Raw genomic sequence first — 20,496 nt, 5'->3', positions numbered from 1 at the left:
AACGATGAAGCATTTATACGGCGTGACGACGGCCATGGTAACCCCGTTTCACAAGCATGGCACGATCGATCTTGAGAAAGTGGAACAGCTGACCGAGTTTCTTATTTCCAAAGGGGTCCATTGCTTGTACCCGCTGGGCACGACGGGCGAAATGCTTCGCTTGTCCGCAGAAGAGCGCGAGGCCGTCGCCGAAACGGTCGTGCGCAAAGCGGCAGGCCGGGTAACCGTCTTTATCCATGTCGGGGCGATGACCCAAAACGAGACGATTCGTCTGGCGAAACACGCCAGCTCGATCGGAGCGGACGGAATCGGCGTGGTGACACCGGCGTTTTTCGGGGCGAACGACGCGGAATTGGAGCATTATTTTGTTGCTGTCGCTTCCAGCGTACCCGACGATTTCCCGGTGTATTTGTACAACATTCCGCAATGCGCGGCAAACGATTTGAAAACCGAAGTCGCCGAGAAGGTCGCAGCCCAATGTCCCAACGTCATCGGCGTCAAATACAGCTACCCGGACTTTTTGCGGACGAACGAATATTTGAACATCCGGGGCGGCGATTTTTCCGTCATGCAAGGAGCGGACCGGTTGTTCCTGCCCGCGCTCGCCATGGGCTGCGAAGGCGTCATCTCCGGTGTCTCCTGCGTCTATCCGGAGCCGTTCGTTGCCGTATACGATGCGTATCTCGCGGGCGATCTGGAGAAAGCGCGGAAGCTGCAGCGCATCGCGATCCGCTACTGCGAAACGCTCAAGAGCGGCAGCAACATGTCTTATTTCAAAGAGGCGCTCAAGCTTCGCGGCATCGACGCCGGCTTTATGAGAGCGCCGCAGCTTAACTTGCCAGAGGCGGAAATCGCCGATTTGAAAAGCAAGCTGGACGAGCTGAACGCCGTAACCGGCTACGCTTAAGCCTCCGTAGTCCGGCTCCCGGAATAAGGGAGTGTCCGCTCGTCAAAAACTGAAGCAGCCCCTGACGCATCTTCGTGTGCGGACGGGGCTGCTTTGTTTTGCGGCGGGGACCGGCCGTGCGCTTTATCGTTGATTTTCTGACATCTTCCCTCCGGCGACGCATATTGTAGGGAAAGCCTTTCCATGTATAATAGGGAAACATGAAAGCCTTTACAACTACACAGCGGAAAGACGGGGGGAAAGCGACGTGTTTCGAACGAAAGTGGTCATTGCCGACGATGAAGTGCCCATTCGCCAAAGCTTGCGCATGTTTCCTTGGGACCGGCACGGCTTCGAGCTGGCCGGGGAAGCCCGCCACGGTCAGGAGGCTCTCGATCTGTGCAGCGGCATCAAGCACGGCATCGTCGTTACCGATATCGTCATGCCGGTGATGGACGGCTTGCGCATGACCCGTCTGTTGAAAGAACGGCAGCCGGACTTTCAAGTGATCCTGCTCACGTGCCATAGCGAATTCGACTATGCCCGGGAGGCGCTCGCTCTCGGGGCCATCCAGTATTTGCTGAAAGGCACGCTGCGCGATCAGGAGCTGCTTGAAGCGCTGAACAAAGCGAAAGCCCGGCTTCCGGTTCCGGCCGTGGACGGCCAAGGGGAGACGGAGAAAAGGTACGAGATTCGCCATGCTCTGGAATATATCCGCGACCATTTGGGCGAGCCCTTCGATTTGCCCGATGTGGCGGCAAGCGTCGGATTGAGCGCCAATTACTTCGGACAGTTGTTTCGCCGGGAGACGGGAGAACGGTTTCAAGATTACGTGAAACGGAACCGGCTGGAGAAAGCCGCGCATTTGCTGCGTTACAGCCATTTGAAAGTATACGAGGTGGCGGCCGAAACCGGCTTTCCCAACTACCGGTACTTTACCGACGTGTTTTGCCGGCAATACGGACGCAGCCCGAGCGAATACAGGGGGAGTCATGGGTAAGCGGCGCCGGTTGTCCTCCAGCACGTTCGCCAAACTGTTTCTGACGCTGGCCGCGGCCAGCCTGCTTTCCTTTTCCGGGCTTCTGTACGGCGCGATCGACGGCTCGCGCGCAGCGCTGACGCAGCAGAAAGCGGAAGACATGACCTTGTTTGTCGAGCGGACCGGGCAATATCTCGACCTGTACTTGATGAATATCCGCAATACGCTGATCGGCTTGTCCGACCGGATGGAGGGGCTGAGAGCCGCAGATCGGGACCAAGTGCGGCAATTGCTTCAGGAGTCCGTCCGGCGAAACGGAGGCATCATTTCCTATATGTACGTCCAGTTCGGCGACGGGACGATCGTGTCCAACGATCAATTGGCCTACAGCATCGTCGGCCACCCCTCCTTGCCGGATGTGTTTCGGATCGCCGAGGAAACCCCGGGGCTGGTCAACTGGAGCGATCTGTATTATTCGCCCATGCTTACCGGCCCTACGGTCGCATTTGCGCTCAAGCTGCGCAGCGGGGCGGTAACCGTGCTCGCCGAAATCAACACGCCGCAATTGACGAGGCGGCTGTACGAGATGCTGCAGGTCTCGGGCCAAGGGTTCGCTTTGTTTACCGGCCAAGGCAGCGTCGTCTCGTACGACCCGTACAGCCGGATCGTTCCGTTCAAGCCGGCCACGCTGCCGCCGGAAATGGACGAGACATTCGTGCAATCGCTGATCGGGGGCCGGAACGGGATGAGCCGCGTCGAAGGAGCGACAGGACCGCTTCTGGTCGTGAAGAGCGAGCGCAATGAGCTCGGCTGGTATTTGGTCACTTTGACCGACGAGCGGGATTTCCGCGCGGGCTCGCGCGATGTGGTCGCCCGCTTTGTCGGGATCGGCGCGATCTCGTTCTCGCTGCTGCTCGTTCTGACCCTGTTCATCAGCCGTCATTATACGACGCCGCTAAACCGGCTCGCCAAGCAGATGGCCCAAATTCGCGGCGAACGCTTCACCGGCCCGTATTTGCCCGTCGGACGGAGCGACGAGATCGGCCGGCTTTCGCGCAGCTTCTATGCGATGCTGGGACGAATCCGGGAATTGCTGACGACCGTCCGGGAGAACGAGGAACGAAAGAAAGAGCTGGAGCTGGCCTTGCTGCTTCATCAGATCCGGCCGCACTTTCTGTACAATACGCTGGCTTGCATCGGCAGCTTGGCGAAGCAGCACCGGGTCGCGGAAGTGGAGGAGACGATCCGCTCGCTCATCGGGCTTCTGACGTACAGCACCCGCAAGGGGGATTACGTGTCGCTGGAAGAGGAGCTGCAGTCGCTCCGGGAATACATGCATATCCAGAACGTCCGGTACGGCGGCGCTTTTCGTTTTGCCGAGCGGATCGAACCCGGACTGGCACACGTGCCGGTTCCGAAATTGATTTTGCAGCCGCTCGTGGAGAACGCCGTCTTTCACGGCTTGGCCCCGAGAGGCGAGGGCGAAGTGATCGTCTCGGCGCGCGCGGAGGACGGGAGGCTGCTGCTTGCTGTCCGGGACGACGGGGAAGGGATGTCGGCCGAGCGAATCGCGGCGGCGCTTGCCGATTTGCCCCGGCCCGTAGACAATGACAATGCGCCCGAAGCGGGGCGGACAGGCCGCTTGCAAGGGATTGGCTTAGCCAATGTGAGAGAGCGGCTCCGCGTCCATTACGGCCCGCAGTACGGGCTCGCCATTCGCTCCGAACCCGGACGATGGACGGAAGTGGCCGTCACCGTGCCGCTCGGACCGTCTTCCGCCTCCTCTGCCGGCGAGCGCTAGCGAACACGGGCGCCTTACCCTCCGAAATCGCTCCGGCAACTTCATTGACGATCTGACATTTTCGTGTAAGCGCTGTATATTTTTCTGGAGGTCCCCCTTCTATAATCATGGATAGAGCGGCGATTCATACTGGGGGGATGCAAGGAATGACCGAAACGCATAGGGCCGCGGCTGCCGCACATCGGCCTCCGGAGGTGCGCCGGAAACGGCGGGACGTTATATGGAGGTACCGTGCGCTGTACTTGATGCTGCTTCCGGGATTCGTCTATTATGCCATTTACGTGTATGCGCCGATGTACGGCGCGGTTATCGCGTTCAAGGATTACAACGTAATCAAAGGCATATTCGGCAGCCCGTGGGCCGATCCGTGGTACAAATATTTCAAAGCGTTTTTCGATTCGCCGTATGCTTGGCAAACGCTGCGGAATACGCTGCTCATCAGCTTGTACAAACTCGTCTGGGGCATGCCGCCCGGGATCCTGCTGGCGGTTCTGCTGAACGAGGTGCGGCACGAATGGTACAAACGGTTCGTGCAGACGGTCAGCTACTTGCCGCACTTCTTGTCCATGGTCATCATCTACGGTCTGGTAACCGCGCTGTTATCGCAAACGGACGGGCTGCTGAACCAATGGATCAAGTCGATCACCGGAGAAGCGGTTCCGTTCCTTACTTCGACGGACTGGTTCCGCAGCATTCTCGTCGCCTCCGGCATTTGGCAAAACGTCGGCTGGAGCGCCATCATTTATTTGGCGGCGATAGCCGGCATCGATCCGTCGCTGTACGAAGCGGCCCGCTGCGACGGGGCGGGGAGGCTGCGCATGATCTGGCACATCACGCTGCCCGGCATCCGCAGCGTCATCATGCTGCTGCTCGTGCTTCGGCTCGGACACGTGCTGGATGCCGGATTCGAGCAAATTTACATCATGTACAACGTTCACGTATATCCGGTTGCCGATATTATCGACACCTGGGTGTTCCGCGTCGGTCTCGTGGAGATGAACTTCAGTCTCGCGACGGCGGTAGGTTTGTTCAAAACGCTTATCGGCATCGTGCTCATTGTAGGCGCCAACCGGCTGGCGAAACGGTGGGAGGGATCGATATGGTAGCCTTCCGCAAAGAACGGCTGTACTTGACCCTCGTCTACGCTCTGCTCGCAGGACTTGTCGTCAGCATCGTCTTTCCGCTGCTGTACGTGATCAGCGTTTCTCTTACTCCATACAGCGAGGTGCTGAAGCACGGCGGGTTTCTCGTCATTCCGCGGAACGTCACCCTGGCGGCATATAAAGCGTTTCTGAAAGACGATCTGATCGGCAACGCATACGCCGTAACCGTGTTCATTACCGTCGTCGGAACGTTTGTCAATCTTGTGCTCACTTCGCTTATGGCTTATCCGCTGTCCAAAAAGGTTTTGCCCGGCCGCAACGTCTTTTTGCTGCTGATCGTCTTTACGACGTTGTTCGGAGGCGGCATGATTCCGACGTACCTGATCGTCAAGGCGACGGGGCTGCTCGATACGGTGTGGGCGATGATCGTTCCCGGCGCGGTCGGATCGTTCAACCTGCTGGTCATGAAATCGTTTTTCGAAAATTTGCCGGAAAGTCTCGACGAAGCCGCCCGCATCGATGGCGCCGGGGAAGTAGGCGTCCTTGTCAGAATCGTGCTGCCGCTTTCCATGCCGATCATGGCGACGATCGGGCTATTTTACGCGGTCGGCCATTGGAACGAATTTTTTGCGGCGATCCTTTATGTGAGCGATCGGAGATTACACCCTTTGCAAGTCATGCTGCAGGGAATCCTGCGTGCGGGGCAATCGCCGGAGATGAACATTGAGGAGACGCTGCCGACGATATCGCTGCAGATGGCGGCGGTTGTATTGACCGCGCTGCCGATCGTCGTCGTTTACCCGTTCATCCAGAAGCATTTTACTAAAGGAGTTTTGCTCGGTTCGATCAAAGGGTAAAATCGCGATGATGCGAAGGGGGCATGTCGGATGAAGGGCAGTTGGAAAAGAAGCGCGATCGCGCTGGTCGCCTGCGCCGGAGTGACGCTTGCGGGCTGCAATGGAAAAGGCGCGGGAGGGGCCGAGCCGGGCGCGAACGCCGGGCCGGTGAAATTTACCGTATTTATCGCCGGAGGCGGCGGCAATCCGCCGAAAGACAAAGACCCGATTTTGCTGCAATTGAACAAAGAGTTGAACATGGACATGGATTTCAATATTAACAGCACGGAATACAGTCAAGTGTTGACCGCGAAAATAACCGGCGGCACGCCGCCCGACGTGTTTACCGTCGACAAGGGACAAATCAAACAGTTTGCGGACCAAAATTTGCTGCTCGATATCGGACCGTATTTGAATCAAATGCCCAACGTCAAAAAGGCCTATGCCGAAAGCGATCTGAACAAGGGCAAGTATGGCGGAAAACTGTACGCGTTGGATAAACGTCCGTCGATTCCGATGTATACGTATTGGATCCGCGCCGATTGGCTGAAAAAGCTGAACCTGCAGCCGCCAAAGACGGTCGAGGAGTTCAGAAACGTACTGCTCGCCTTCACGGAGCGGGACCCGGACGGCAATGGCAAGAAGGATACGTTCGGTCTGACGGGCGCGGATACTCCCGCGTTCAGCGGCATCTTCTCGGCGTTCGGCGTAGCCAATCCCGGCAACTGGATGGTCCGGGACAACAAAGCGGTCTACTCGACAACCGATCCGGCGATGAAAGCGGCGGTCGCCTATATCGCCGATCTGATCAAATCCGGCGTCGTGGACCCGGAAATTATTACGAACCAGAATCCGTCGGATAAAGTGTTCAAAGGGCAAGCCGGCGTCATTTACTCGAACTGGCCTTCGATGAGCGTGGAGGCCAAGGTCAAAGTGTGGAAGGACATCAATCCGAACGCCGAATGGATTCAATTGGATGCGTTGACCGGTCCCGGAGGCAAATATCAGGGCATGTGGGACGTCGGGCAAACCCAGACGATGATCGCGCTGTCCAAGTCGCTCGAGAAGCAGCCGAATAAATTGAATAAAATATTGGAGTTTCTTAACTACATTACCGATCCGGGCAAAGGCCAAATGATCGTCAATTACGGCATCGAGGGCAAGCACTACAACATCGAGAACGGCAAATTCGTCGCCCTTCCGGCGATGGCCGATCTCGGATACGCTTGGCAAATGCAGCTTACGGGCCGCTCGGAGATGGAATATTTGAAAAACAAATTCGCCGGTCAGGACGCTTACATCGAATTTGCGCTGAAGCAGCCGCGCATTCAGGTGTACACGCAATTCGTGCCGATTCCCGAAGGAACGATAGCCGACAACCGGTACGAATACGAGGAGCTCGTCAAGTTTATGTACGACAAAAGGCCACTTGCGGACTGGGACCAATACGTCGAGACGCTGAATACGAAATTCAATGTGACGGCACGGACCCGGGAGGCGGAGAAGACGCTCAAAGAGCTAGGGTATTTGAAATGAGCGCCCCGGAAACCGGTTCGACCGGATATCGGCGCACGGAAGAAAGGTACGATATCGTCGTTTGCGGCGGAGGGCTGGCGGGCTTCTCCGCCGCCGTCGCCGCGGCTCGGCACGGGGCCACCGTCTGCTTGGTGCAGGACCGCCCGGTGTTCGGAGGCAACAGCTCTTCGGAAATTCGCGTTCCTCCGCAAGGGGCGGCGAGCTTCCACGCCTACGCGAGGGAAACCGGAATCATCTCGGAGCTGCTGATCGAGGAGCGGGCCCGCAACCACGAAGAGCCGACGTTCGACAACGGCTATATCAACAGCGTATGGGATCTCGTGCAGTACGATATGGCGGTGAAGACGCCGAACTTGACATTTCGGCTGAACTCCGCCGTGACGGAAGTGCTTATGCTGGATAAGAAAACGATCGAAGCGGTCATCGTTCGCGTCGGCAACGCCGAAACCGTGTTGACGATCCGCGGGCGCACGTTTATCGACTGCACCGGCGATGGCATTGTAGCCGCGCTTGCCGGCTGCGAATGGCGCATGGGTACGGAAAGCCGGGATGAGCACGGAGAGCCGCATGCTCCGGAACGAGCGAGCGATGCGGTGATGGGCAGCTCGATTCATTTCAAGGCGAAGGACACGGGGCGACCGGTCCCTTTTACCGCGCCGGATTGGGCGGTCCGATACGACAATCCCGATTTTTTTTACAAGCAGGGCCGCTGGCCCGGCGATCCGCGCAGCGGATTTTGGTGGATCGAATTGTCCGTGCCGTGGCATACGATCTACGATAACGAAACGCTGCGGCACGAACTGACCCGTCACGTGCTCGGCGTGTGGGACTGGATCAAAAACCGCGATTCGCGGCTCATGGACGAGGCGGCGACGTATGCGCTCGATTGGATCGGGCAAGTGCCGGGGAAGCGGGAAAGCCGCCGGATCATGGGCGACTATCTGATGACCGAGCACGATCCGCTGCAGCGCACCGTATTTCCCGACGAGATCGCATACGGAGGCTGGTTCGTCGATCTGCACGAACCCGGCGGCTTGCTGGCGCCGTTCAGCGAAAGGGCGGCTGCCGAAGGCCATGACAGCGCCTATGCGGCGAAAAGTTATGTGGGGCCTTACGGCATTCCGCTGCGTATTTTGATCGCGAGGTCGATGGACAATTTGCTCATGGCCGGGCGCAACGTCAGCGTCACGCATACGGCGCTCGGTACGGTGCGCGTCATGGGCACGACGGCGCTCATGGGGCAGGCTGCCGGTACGGCCGCCGCCTTGGCGCTAAGCGTCGGCTTGTCCGTCCGGGAGGCGCCGGTGCGCGTGGTGCAGCAGGCGCTGCTGCGGGACGGCTGCTTTCTGCCGAACGTCGTGAACGAGGACGAACGCGACCAGGCCCGCTCGGCTGCGATCCGCGTCAGCAGCGAAGCGAAGCTCGCAGCCGCTGAGCCGCGTCCTCCCGGGGAGGGAAGCACGTCGTCGGGCCGTACGTTGGACAGCCGCCAAGGACAATGGCTGGCCGTAGGCGCGGATCGGATCGACCGGCTGGCGGTATGCCTCGATAACGAGGCGACCGACGTGCAGCGGGTCGAAGCGCGCCTATACGCTGTAAGACACCTGTGGGACTACCGCAGCGAACCGGGAGAGCCGCTCGCGACCGCGTTTTTGGAGGTGAAGCCGGGAAGCGGGCATTGGGCGGAGTGGCCGGTCGCACTGGACGTATCCCGGCTTCGGGGAAGCTACGTCCGGCTCGATTTGCTCGCCAACCCGCATGTTCGCTGGCTGACGGCGGCCGCCGTCGTGCCGGGCCATATTAGCGCTTTCGACATGGGGAACGGGCAAATGCGCCGCTTCGGCCACGGGGAGACGATGAGCTTCCGCGTGGAACCGGCGCAGTGCTGTTTCGGCGGCAGCAGCGTGACGAGCGGCGTCACCCGTCCGCACCGGTACCCGAATGTATGGCGCTCGGACCCGTCGGAGCCGCTGCCGCAATGGCTGGAGCTGTCGTGGGCGCAGCCGGTGGCGATCGGAAGGCTCGAGCTGACGTTCCCGGGCCATTTGCTTCGCGATTATCGGCATTATCCGGCGTTGTACCGCGACCCTCAATGCCCGAAGGACATGACGGCGGAGGCGTTCATCGGCGGACGATGGAGGGAACTCGGGGCGCTGCGCGGCCATTATCAGCGCAGAGGAACGATTGTTCCGGGAGAACCGGTGTTTGCGGACCGGCTGCGCGTAACGGTTCACGCGACGAACGGCGATCCGTCCGCGGCAATATACGAAATACGCTGTTACGCCGATTGAAGGCGGCGATTGCCATAGGCCATGGATGGCGTCTGGATCAAGGGGGATAAGGTGGAATGGAACACAACTTGCTCGCGGCCATTCCGGAGCTCTTCACGCGGTTCGTTCAGCTGCCGAACGACAAAGGACATAATGCGGTATGGGATTTTCGGCGCTCGCCGGATAACCGGTATTTTATTAGCGTGTGCGGGGAAAACGAAAAGCCGCTGACCGCTTTGCTGTACGAATATGACCCGGATACGGGCGACCTTCGCCTCATCTTCGATGTGGCCCGCGTCTGGATCGTCGACGCAGAGCAGATGCCTCCCAGCAAGATCCATACGAGCATCGACTTTTTGCCGGACGGCAAGCTGATCATGGCGACGCATAACACAGCCCCGGCCCCCGGACACAAGCAGTGGATGTACGAGCAGCATTACGAGCATCCGTGGGAAGGATATCCCGGCTCGATCGTCATGATCGTCGACCCCGATACGGGAGACGTGCGAACGCGGGGGATTCCGGTGCCGCGCGAAAGCATATACGGTGGCATGCTCGGAAACGACCCGCGCTATTACTACTTTCTGGGCTACATGAGAGGTCATTTTTATAGGCTCGATCTGGAGACGAACGAAGTGCGGGATTACGGAAAAGTGTCCGAATTCTCTTCCTGCCGGCTGGCGAAGGACGAACGGGGCCGGCTGTACGGAAGCTCGTACACGGGAGGATTGTGGCGGTACGATCCCGTGGCGGACCGGATCGAAGATTTGAAAATAAGCTTCGAATCCCCGAACGGAACGAAATACCGGAGGCAGTTCATTTTTGCGCTGAACTCTCCCCGCAACACGCTGTTGTTGGTCGACAATACGGACGGGGAACTGATCGAGCTTCATCCGGACACGCTCGAGGCGACACGTCACGGACCGATTCATCTTCCCGGCGACAAGCCGCAGAACATGTATTTGATCGGGGGACTGGCTGCGGACGAACGATTCGTTTTGTACTACGGTTTGAAAACGTATGACGCGAATTTGCCGATCCGACTCGTCCGGTGGGACGTCTTGAACGGAGGAAAGCCGGAAAATCTCGGGCTCGTCTCCCCTGGGGGCAAAGCGTCCCAGTACATTTGCGAAATGCTCTTCGACTGCAACGGCTGGCTGCACATGGTCGATGTGTGCGGCGAACATTCCCCGTATATTCTCGCGGTCGACGCGGGAAAGCTGCAGCCGCCGGGACCGGACGCGCCGAAGGCGCATATCGAGCCTTATGCCGAGCCGGACTGGAACGGCGTAGGCGAAGCGGCGTATATGCACATCGCGGCCGAGACCGTTCGTACGCTGCCGCTTCACCGCTTTATGGACTGGAGCGAAACGGCGGTCGCCCATCTGCATCTGCGCAACGGCCAGGTGTTCGCCATCGGCGGAGGAAAGGAAACCCGCTTGACGGTATTCGGCTGCACGGACGAGAAGCGTTTGCAGATTGCCGTCCTTTACGATGGGGGCGGTCCGGTTTCGTGCGCCGATGTCGGCGGTCGGACGGTTGTGCTGACGTCGGACGGCTGCATGCTGCTGGTCGATTACGCGGCGGGACAGGGCCGGCCGATCTTGACGGAGCGGGCGGGAGTTTCGCTTGCCCGGCTTCACGGAAGCCTTGGTGAAGAACGGTGGTTGGCGAGCGACCGCGAAGGGGGCTTGTACGTTTGCGGCTTGGACGGCATCCGGCCGCAGCCGCTCGAGCATGTGCGTGTACGGACCGAAGCGGGTTCGCATATCGTTGTACTGGACGACAAGCGCATTTTACTGTCCGGCCGCGACGACGAATTGCTCGTGTACGATATGGAGCGCGGCTGCGGGGAGAAGCTTGCGGTCAAAGCGCCTTCCATCCGGGGGCGAGCTTTCCGGGCGACCGTTTCGGGCGGAGCCGTCCTTGGGGACGGAACGGTCGTGGCGGGAACGCAGGATGGTCTGCTCTTCACGCTGTCGCCCGATCTTGGACGGAAGACTAGCTATGGCAGACTGTTTTCCGCCGGACCGCTGCGAAATATGATCCGTTACGGAGACGAGGCCGTGCTGGGCATTTACGGCGGTTATCGGGATGCCGGGCACGTATTTCATTATTCGCGCGCAAGCGGCTTTGTCGACTGGGGACGGCCCCGGGTAATCAAGGACAATCCCGAGCTGTACGCTCTCGACACGGAATGGGCAAGCATCCACTACATCTCCTGCTTGGCGCATGCGCAGCAAGACGAGATGCTGTACGTGGCTTCCGGCGAACAATACGGCTGCATGATTCGTTACAAGAAGCCAGCGTGTCCGCGCTGACGGAACACCTTATACAGAGTAAGCCCGGAGCAAAAAAGCCGCAATGATGACGCGGCTCTTTTTGTTGTACGCACGTATAGGAATAACGAAGGCCCCAGAAGAGAGAAACGAATTTCGACAAAATGTGATATGATTGGATCACTATTATCGTCCACCCTTGTTACGGAGGAAGGATTATGTCGCTGCGGTTCAAGCTGCTGATGGTGCTTATCGTCTTTTTGTGCATGCCCTTTTTTATTGTGCTCTATATATGGATGAACAGCTTCTCGGCTGAGATCGAGCGGACGGCTGCCGACTACGGCAAGGTGCTGGTTAAGCAGACCGGGGGGTATATCGACACGTATTTTCGCGATTTGGAGAAGGACACGGCCCCGCTGTTGGTCCTCCCTTCCGTCCGGGAGTTTATGGGCTTGCAGTCGCCGAACGATTTCGACTATTACCGGTTAACGAACCAGATCGAGAACGAAGTATCCCAGGGCTCGCTTTACCGGCGCGGCGATATCTGGAGCATCGATTTCATCGCCAGCAAAACGATTCACTACTCCTCGAAAATATTCGCCAGCAATGCCAACGGAGTATACGACCGGGCGCTCCGCCAGCATAAGCCCGACCGCACCTACGGCGTCGCCGGCATCTGGGTCGATCAGGACGGCAAGCCCTTCTTTGCCTATTACCGCTATTATAGCGACTATGTATACCGCAATACGAATAATATGATCGTGCTTTATCTGGACTTGTCATCGATCGACGCCATCAGCAGCAACACGCTGCTGCGCGAATCCGCGTTTTTGTCCATCATCGACCAGGACGGCACGTACATTTACCACCCCGACCGGAAAAAGATCGGCACGAAAAGCCCGTCGTTGACAACGGAACAAGAGCCGATCGGCGAGGCGAGCGAACGGATCGAGGAGACACCGGAAGGGCGGAAGCTCACCATCCGGCTGCACAACGACTATACGGACTGGCAGCTCGTCTACGAGGTGCCGCTCAAGTCGCTGTACGGGCAGTTGAGGGATATGCAGACGCTCTCCCTTATCGTGATGGTCTGCATCGTCGTGCTGACGCTGATGATATTGGGCGGGTTCGCTTACTTGTTGACGCGGCGTATCTCTCATTTGCAGAAGCTGATGGGGCGGGCGGAGACCGGAGACATGCTCGTGAGGGCGCCCGAGCGAAGCAAGGACGAGCTGGGCCGGCTGAACGGAAGCTTCAACCGGATGCTCGGCCGCATCCGCGAATTGATCGACGAGCTTAACACCTCCAACGCCAAGGAGCGCGAGCTGCACGAGCGACAGCGGGAGACGATGATCCAGGCGATGCAATCGCAGATCAATCCGCACTTTCTGTACAACACACTGGAGTTTATCAACTCGTACGCGATTTTGGAGGGGGTGAAGCCGATCAGCAAGATGGCGCTTTCGCTGTCCAAAATGTTTCGCTACAGCGTGAACAACAACGAGCCGATCGTCACGCTCTACGAGGAGTTGGAGCATGTGCGCTGGTACTGCAACATCATGCAGGCCCGAAGCGATTCCTTCGAGGCGCGCTTCGATATCGATGTGGAGGCGGCCCGCTCCGTCGCCTGCGTAAGGCTTGCGCTCCAGCCTCTGGTGGAAAATGCGGTGCTGCACGGCTACGAGCGTCACGGCCTGGAGCTGGGCGCCATCTGCCTCAGCGGACGCCGGACGGAAGGCGGCTTCGAGCTGCTCATCCGCGACTACGGGATCGGAATGGATAAGGTCAAGAGGGAGCGGCTGAACGATGCCTTCGCGCTGTCCGCGTCCGTGCTGACCGAGTCGCAGCCGTATCTCCCGGGTGTCGGCATGTGGAATGTGCATCGCCGGGTGCGCCTGCTGTTCGGCGAAGGGTATGGCTTGCAGGTGGTGCCTTGCGAGGGGCGGGGCTGCGCCATTCGCTTGACGCTGCCAGTCATGATGACCGCGAAGGAATGACGGCAAAATAGATCAAGTTCGGCAAAAATCATCATATCGGCAATAAGTTCCGCTCTCTATAATGAAACTGTAGCAAAGAAAGCGGTTGCTTTTCGGCAGGCCGCAGCATGATCGAATCGGCAAATCCTTGCCTGGCAAGGAATGACCGGTTCCGTACGTGCGACATCCTAGACATGAGAACGGGGGAGGATGAACGATGAAAGTGAAACAAACCGTATCTGCGTTGGTGCTTGCCGCCGTATTGCCTGCCGTCGTTTTGGCCGGCTGTGGGAGCAAAAGCGAGCCCGCGAAAAATGGAAGCGCTGCCGGGGATGGCGGGAAACCGGCCGCTGCGCACAAAATCAGCTTTTTGCTCGTAAACCCGACGATCAAAGATTTTTTCTCGGTCAGCCAGACGAAGGATAACGAGTATGTCAAAGAGTTGAAGAAGCTGTCCGGTTACGATCTGAGCTTCGAGTTTTTGCCTGGGGGCGAGGAGACGAACAAGCAGCTGGCGATCCGCTTCGCGGCGGCCGACTTGCCGGACGTCATTCGGACGACCGATATTAACGCCACGGTGCACGCCGGCGCCGTCGAGCAGGGGGCGTTCCTCGATCTTACCCCTTTGATCGACAAGTACGCGCCGAATTTGAAAAAGGCGATTCCGGAAAGTGTCTGGAAAAGCCCGATGGTGTCCAAGAACGGCAAAATTTACGCGATCCCGGCGATGTGGCCGAATCCGGACACGCGCGTCATCTATTACCGCAAAGACTGGCTCGCCAAGGCGGGCATGAGCGAGCCGAAGACGATCGACGACTGGGTGAAGTTTTTTGAATACGTGAAGAACAACGACATGAACGGGGACGGTGTCAAGGACGAGGTCGGCTTCGCCTTCCGCGAGCAGATGAGCTACAGCGACTTGTTCTTCGGCTCGTTCGGGGTCCATCCGAACATGTGGACGATGCAGGATAGTCAGTTCGTACCTTCGATGATTACGCCGAAGATGAAAGATGCAGTCACGTTCTGGAAAATGCTGTACGACAAAGGCTACGTGAACAAGAACATGTTCACCAACAAAGCAGGCGACTGGGATGCGTTGATCCGGTCCAACAAAGCGGCCGCTTGGCTTCATGATGCCGGCAACTATCAATCCTGGAACAGCGCGTTTACGAAGGAGCCGACGGATACGAGCATTCTCGGCGTCGCGCCTGCGCCGGTCGGTCCGAACGGGGACAGCTTCCTGAGAGGGCAGAAGCTCGGCATCTACTACGTCAACGTCATTCCGAGCAAGGTGAAAAATCCGGAAGAAATCGTTAAGTACTTCGAATGGGCCTATACGAACAAGCAAGCCGCAGACTTTTTCCACTACGGCATCGAGAATGTCAACTACAAGAAGGTGGACGGGAAGGTCACGTTCGACGGCGTGCCGAAGCCGCTGCCTGGTTTGAAAGACAACGAAAACCAAATTTTCCAACTTCTTCTGAATGCTCGCGGCGTCGGCTACGAAGACCCCGAAGTGCTCGCGCTGTCTCCCGTGGGAGCGACGGTGCAGGACGCGTTTGCCAAGGCGAAGAAGAGTGCGGTCAAGGACGATACGGCCAATCTGCCTACGCTCGGTCTGATGACCCAGAAGCCGGAGCTGCAAGCGGCGACGACGACAGGCACGCTGTTTATGGATATGTTCGCCAAGGCGCTGACTGGCAAAGAATCGGTCGATACGGCGTTCGACAACTTCGTCTCCGAGTGGAAGAAGCGCGGCGGAGACCAGCTGATCAAGGAAGCGACGGAATGGCATAAATCGTTCTACGGGAAATAAAGGAACGGCAAGGGGCTCCGCTACAAAACAAGGACATCTTCGAAGCCGGCCGGGTGACCGGGCCGGCTTCGCCAACAAATGGGAGGGCGCCTCATGTTAAATCGATGGCTGAAACGGGACGGGGTGGCGCTATGGGTCATCGTGCTCCCCGGCGTACTGTACTTTTTGATCTTCAAATACGTGCCGATGCTCGGCAATATTATCGCTTTCAAAAATTACAGCTTGTTCCTTGGCATTATGGACAGTCCGTGGGTCGGGCTGACGCATTTTCTGAATATGATCACCTACGAGGAATTTTACAATATTTTGGGCAATACGATTTTGCTTAGCTTTTTATCGGTGCTGTTCGGCTTTCCCGCGCCGCTCCTGCTGGCCCTGCTCCTGAATGAGCTGCGCAGCATGTGGTTGAAGCGGTCGGTGCAAACGGTGTTGTATTTGCCTCACTTTTTGTCCTGGATTATTGTAGGCAGCATTTTCATCAACCTGCTGGAGCCGAACGGCTTCCTGAACCAGCTGCTGGGCGGCTTGTTCGGCATGGCCGAGATTGATTTCCTGAGCGAATCGCGCTACTTCAAGAGCATTGTCATCGTATCGGGCATTTGGAAGGAAGTAGGCTGGGGAATGATTATTTACCTGGCTGCGCTGGCCGGCGTCAATCCGAACTTGTACGAGGCCGCGATGGTGGACGGGGCAGGGCGCTGGCGGCAGATGTGGTCCATCTCCATCCCGGCAATCATGCCGGCGATCGTCGTGCTGTTCCTGCTGCGGATCGGCTCCGTTCTGGACGCCAATGTCGAGCAAATTCTCGTGTTCCTCAATCCGCTCAATTTCGATACGGGCGAAGTGATCGACACGTATGTATACCGAATCGGGTTATTGGGCTCGCAATTCAGCTATTCCACGGCCATCGGCTTGTTCAAGTCCGTGATCGGTCTTGTGCTTGTCGTCTCTCTGAATCAACTTAGCAAGCGCACGACCGGCGAAAGCATTTACTGACAAGGAGGAGAACCGCGATGCCGGCATACAGACGCGACAGATTGGCCCAGACAGTGCTGGGCCTGGTCCTGGTCGCCATCAGCTTGACGATGATTGCCCCGCTTATCCATTTGCTCGCCATTTCGCTAAGCGACGGGTCGTACGTGCTGGCCCGTAAAATTTATTTTTGGCCCAAGGGTATCAACCTTGACGTTTACAAACAGATTTTGCAGCTAAAGTCGCTGTGGAAGTCGTTCGGGGTTACGATCTATATCACGGTGGTCGGCACGATTTTATGCCTGATCGTCAGCTCCATGACCGCCTACCCGCTGTCCCGCTCCACGATGAAGGGCCGGACTTTCCTGTTGCGGGCCATCGTGGTCACCTTCGTTTTCTCGATTCCGCTTATTCCCGGGTATTTGACCGTACGGGCGCTCGGGATGGAGAATACGCTGTGGGCGCTTATGATTCCCGGCGTAACCGGAGCTTACTACGTACTTATTATGAAAACATTCTTTCAAGGCATTTCCTCGGAGCTGTACGATTCCGCCAAGCTGGACGGCTGCACCGAGTACGGTATTTTCACCCGCATGGTTATTCCGCTGTCTAAGCCGGTGCTTGCAACGATCGCTTTGTTTCACGCGGTGGGCCAGTGGAATTCGTATTTCGGCGCGATGATCTACATTCGCGACAAGACGATGGCTCCGCTGCAAATTGTTCTCCGCAGCTTGGTCGTCGATACGACGGACGGGGCGCTCGGCGGGCAAGGCTTCGATCTGGTGCTGCAGACGCCGGAGATGGTCAAGGCGGGCATTACGCTGTTCGTGACGCTGCCGATTTTGCTAGTTTACCCATTTTTACAAAAATATTTTGTTCAGGGCGCCATGCTTGGCTCATTGAAAGAATAGAGGGAGAGTGGTACGATGCTGCTGAAGGATGTTTTGCAGGTTCCGGTATCGCCCGAGCGCTTCTACGAAACGGTGCGCGCTCGGCTAGAGGCGGAGCAGGAACGAAGAGGCTTTTCGTTCAGTGAACGGGCCGCCTACATTCGCCGCGAGTTTCCCGAGGTCGCCGAGAAGACGATCGCCGCCGCCGATCAGGCGCTGGAGGGCCGGCTTATTTTGCCCGCCACGAACAACGAGCCTTACTTTGTCGGCAACCCGCCGGATTGGTACGCCGATCCGCTGTTCGATGCGGAATATGTCGTTTGCTTGAACCGTATGCCTCATTGGAGAACGCTTGTGTATGCCTATTGGTTGACCGGCGACGAGCGGTACGGGCGCAAAGTGCTGCAGGAAGTCGTTCACTGGGTCGAGACATGCGAGAGGCCGGAAATTCCGGTGCATGATCCCGAAGAGACGATTCGAATTTACCGCGGCATTTTTCCATGGAACGCCTTGTCGTCGGGCATTCGCATGTTCGGCTCGTGGGCGGTAACGATTGAGGGGCTGATCGGGCTGATGACGCCGCGCGAGCTGGAGCAAATTGCGGTGTCCGTATTCCAGCACGGCGAGCTGTTGGCCGAAGCTTGCCCCATCCTGTGGCCTCACGCTTCAAGCAATCATTATATTATGGAAAGTTTGGGTTTGTTGTATTTGAGCGGCTTGTTTCCCGAGTTCTGCAAATCGGCCGAATGGTCGGCGTTTGCGATTCGCGAGCTGGAGCGCTGCTCCGAGGCGCAGCTCACGCCGAGCGGTGGTCAGGTCGAAGGCTGTCCGCATTACCACAATCTGTGCGTCAGCCTGTTCTCGCAGACACTGGAGGTGGCCAGACGGCAAGGACATGTTTTTCCGGCGACCTATACGGACCGGATTGCCAAAGCAATCGACTATTCGCTGTACAGCATGAGGCCGACGGGCACCGGCGTGCCGTGGGGCGACTCCGATGCGGATCACTATATCGTCGTGGCGCTGCTGGACGCTTATTCGGCGGTGGAGAGCAAGGAGTGGATGGAAGTATGCCGCGAGCTCGTAGGACCGGAGAAGATGCGCAACGCCGCGCTGAAGCATTCGAACGTACTATGGGAGGGTGCCGATCCGCAGCGGCTGTTGGACGACATCGACGCCGGCTTTGCGGGCGCGCGTGCGGATGCGCTGCCGCTTACGGGCCGGCAGACGGAGCTGCACCAGGTCATGATGCGTTCGTCCTGGAAGAAGGATGCGCTCAGCCTGTTTTTCGCTTGCGGCTCGCCATTCGAATATGCCCACCGCCATATGGATTTGATGAGCTTTGATTTTACGGCGCTCGGTCGGCCGCTTGTCGTCGATCCGGGACGTTACTGCTACCGGGAGGACGAGGACCGGCGGCTGTTCAAGTCCGCGACCTGGCATAATACGCTGACGATCAATAACCGCGAGCCGTTTGACTTTATTTCCTCTTGGAAATACGGGCCGCAGAAGGAAGGGAAGATCGAGCGCGTATTCGAAACGGCAGGAGCGACGGCGGTTCAGGCTGTCCACGCCAATTACGAGCCGGTCGTTCACCGTCGGCTCGTCGCCATGGTTGCGGACCGTTACGTGCTCGTGCTGGATGCGGTCGCTGCCGTCGACCCAATCTACACGGTACAGCTGTTTTACCATCTCGACTCGACCCGCGTCGTATTGGACACGGACCGCCGCTCGGCGCGCACCGACGATCCGGGGATGACCAATCTGCTGCTGCGCATGACGGACAACGTCGTCGGGGAATTGCTGCCGGGGAAAGTATCGGATTATCAGGACGCGTATCGGCCGTCCACCCGGATCTGTCTGCGCGACTCGACGCGGACGAAGAAGGAGCGTCTGTACGCGACGTTGCTGCTTCCATACGGAGCCGGCGAAGAAGCGCCGGATGCCGACGCCCCCCTCGTGGTCGAGGAAGCCGGTTCGATCCGTTGCGTGGTCCGGATCGGCGGCGAGCGTCATGAAGTAACCTGGAACGGTGAAGAGCAGTCTTTCGCCTGGACTATCCTACACCAGTAGCAAGGAAGGGGACCGGGACCCATGAAAGTGATGATCGTGGAAGATGAGAAGGTCATTCGGCTCAGTTTGCGAAAGGTAATCGAATCCGAAACGGCAGGAGCTTTCCGGATCGCCGGGGAAGCAAAGGACGGTCAGGCTGCATTGGCTATGCTGGAGCAGCTGCGGCCGGATATCGTCATCACCGACATTCGCATGCCGGTAATGGATGGCTTGACTTTCATCGAGGAAATGCAGAAGAACGAACGGCAGGCGGAAGTCGTCATCCTCTCGGGCTATGATGAATTCGATTATGCAAAAAGAGCGATGCGCTTCGGCGTATCCGACTATTTGCTGAAGCCGATCGACGCCGACGAGCTGATTCAGACGCTTCAGCGCATCCAGTCCCGCCTTCGGAAGGCGGACCGGTTCGTCAGCGAGCATATCGAGTGGCTGCGGTACGAGAAGAGAAGGGCGCGGACCATAATCGAGGCTATGCTGCAGTTTGACCGGGATAAGGTGGCAAGCGAGGTGGACGCGTTCTACCGCCAATCGCTGCCGAAGCTTCAGGAGCATATGAGGGTTAAGGAAATTTGCGAATCGTTCGCCGAACTGCTCGAGGAAGAGCGTCAGCAGCGCAAGGAATGGAACGGACGTGACGGAGGAAGCCGGACTACCTTCGGCGAAGACGGGGAACAGAACGTTCGTCTGCTGAAAAACGAGCTGTTCGCGCTGATCGACGATCTGGCCTCGCGGCGCAATTGGGCGGCCAGTCTGATCGCGAAGCGGGCGATCGACTATATGGAGAAGCATTACTCCCGGTTCGACCTGAAGCTGCAGGACGTCGCCGACGAGTTGGGCATCTCGGCCTTTTATTTGAGCCGGACGTTCAAGGAGGAGACAGGGACCAACTTTATCGTGTATCTGACCGCATATCGGCTGAAGCAAGCGATCCGCTTGATGGGCGATCCGGCTGCCAAGCTGTATACGATATCGTTGCAAGTCGGCTACGAGGAATACGCTCATTTCTCGCGGGTTTTCAAAAAAGTTCACGGGGTTTCCCCAGTGGAATACCGCAAGCTGGCCGAATTGGTGTAGATCAA

The 20,496-nt window shown here is 58.0% G+C and carries 14 protein-coding genes; all 14 read left to right on the top strand.

The genetic code is table 11. The features are described from left to right. Window positions 1-4 precede the first annotated feature (4 nt). The 14 genes from ABD796_RS23065 to ABD796_RS23000 all read left to right on the top strand — a co-directional run bounded on the left by ABD796_RS23065 (window position 5) and on the right by ABD796_RS23000 (window position 20,491). Window positions 5-907: a dihydrodipicolinate synthase family protein gene (locus tag ABD796_RS23065; RefSeq protein ID WP_344912300.1), complete on the top strand. Its 903-nt coding sequence runs from the start codon at window positions 5-7 to the stop codon at window positions 905-907. 247 nt (window positions 908-1,154) lie between these two features. Further along, window positions 1,155-1,886, top strand: a complete 732-nt coding sequence (locus ABD796_RS23060) for a response regulator transcription factor (RefSeq protein WP_344912298.1) — start codon at window positions 1,155-1,157, stop codon at window positions 1,884-1,886. Further along, window positions 1,879-3,666, top strand: coding sequence for a sensor histidine kinase (locus ABD796_RS23055; protein ID WP_344912296.1), 1,788 nt, complete (start codon window positions 1,879-1,881; stop codon window positions 3,664-3,666). Before ABD796_RS23060 ends, ABD796_RS23055 begins: the two co-directional genes overlap by 8 nt. Window positions 3,667-3,812: 146 nt before the next feature. Then, window positions 3,813-4,772 carry an ABC transporter permease gene (locus ABD796_RS23050; RefSeq protein WP_344912294.1) on the top strand — a complete coding sequence of 320 codons (960 nt, stop codon included), beginning with the start codon at window positions 3,813-3,815 and terminating at the stop codon, window positions 4,770-4,772. Next, window positions 4,766-5,626 carry a carbohydrate ABC transporter permease gene (locus ABD796_RS23045; RefSeq protein WP_344912293.1) on the top strand — a complete coding sequence of 287 codons (861 nt, stop codon included), beginning with the start codon at window positions 4,766-4,768 and terminating at the stop codon, window positions 5,624-5,626. The genes ABD796_RS23050 and ABD796_RS23045 overlap by 7 nt, the downstream gene beginning before the upstream one ends. Window positions 5,627-5,656: 30 nt before the next feature. After that, window positions 5,657-7,141 (top strand): extracellular solute-binding protein, encoded by a 1,485-nt coding sequence (locus tag ABD796_RS23040; protein ID WP_344912291.1) that lies wholly within the window; start codon window positions 5,657-5,659, stop codon window positions 7,139-7,141. After that, entirely contained in the window at window positions 7,138-9,432 is a 2,295-nt protein-coding gene (locus ABD796_RS23035) for an FAD-dependent oxidoreductase (protein WP_344912287.1), read from the top strand. Before ABD796_RS23040 ends, ABD796_RS23035 begins: the two co-directional genes overlap by 4 nt. 56 nt (window positions 9,433-9,488) lie before the next feature. Continuing rightward, window positions 9,489-11,732 (top strand): hypothetical protein, encoded by a 2,244-nt coding sequence (locus ABD796_RS23030; RefSeq protein WP_344912285.1) that lies wholly within the window; start codon window positions 9,489-9,491, stop codon window positions 11,730-11,732. Window positions 11,733-11,908: 176 nt separating this feature from the next. Then, window positions 11,909-13,687: a cache domain-containing sensor histidine kinase gene (locus tag ABD796_RS23025; protein ID WP_344912283.1), complete on the top strand. Its 1,779-nt coding sequence runs from the start codon at window positions 11,909-11,911 to the stop codon at window positions 13,685-13,687. A 196-nt stretch (window positions 13,688-13,883) separates the two neighbouring features. Then, window positions 13,884-15,482 (top strand): extracellular solute-binding protein, encoded by a 1,599-nt coding sequence (locus tag ABD796_RS23020; RefSeq protein ID WP_344912281.1) that lies wholly within the window; start codon window positions 13,884-13,886, stop codon window positions 15,480-15,482. Window positions 15,483-15,575: 93 nt separating this feature from the next. Continuing rightward, window positions 15,576-16,478 (top strand): ABC transporter permease, encoded by a 903-nt coding sequence (locus ABD796_RS23015; protein ID WP_344912279.1) that lies wholly within the window; start codon window positions 15,576-15,578, stop codon window positions 16,476-16,478. A gap of 17 nt (window positions 16,479-16,495) precedes the next feature. After that, complete coding sequence (locus tag ABD796_RS23010; RefSeq protein WP_344912277.1) at window positions 16,496-17,365, top strand: carbohydrate ABC transporter permease; 870 nt, start codon at window positions 16,496-16,498, stop codon at window positions 17,363-17,365. Window positions 17,366-17,380: 15 nt separating this feature from the next. Continuing rightward, window positions 17,381-19,417 (top strand): alginate lyase family protein, encoded by a 2,037-nt coding sequence (locus ABD796_RS23005; protein ID WP_344912275.1) that lies wholly within the window; start codon window positions 17,381-17,383, stop codon window positions 19,415-19,417. A 21-nt stretch (window positions 19,418-19,438) separates the two neighbouring features. After that, window positions 19,439-20,491 carry a response regulator transcription factor gene (locus tag ABD796_RS23000; RefSeq protein ID WP_344912273.1) on the top strand — a complete coding sequence of 351 codons (1,053 nt, stop codon included), beginning with the start codon at window positions 19,439-19,441 and terminating at the stop codon, window positions 20,489-20,491. The last annotated feature ends 5 nt before the right edge of the window (window positions 20,492-20,496 follow it).

Source organism: Paenibacillus hodogayensis (assembly GCF_039536325.1).
GTDB lineage: Bacteria > Bacillota > Bacilli > Paenibacillales > NBRC-103111 > Paenibacillus_AB > Paenibacillus_AB hodogayensis.
Note: the sequence above shows the minus strand (reverse complement) of the source record. Positions and strands in the feature narration are given on the sequence as shown.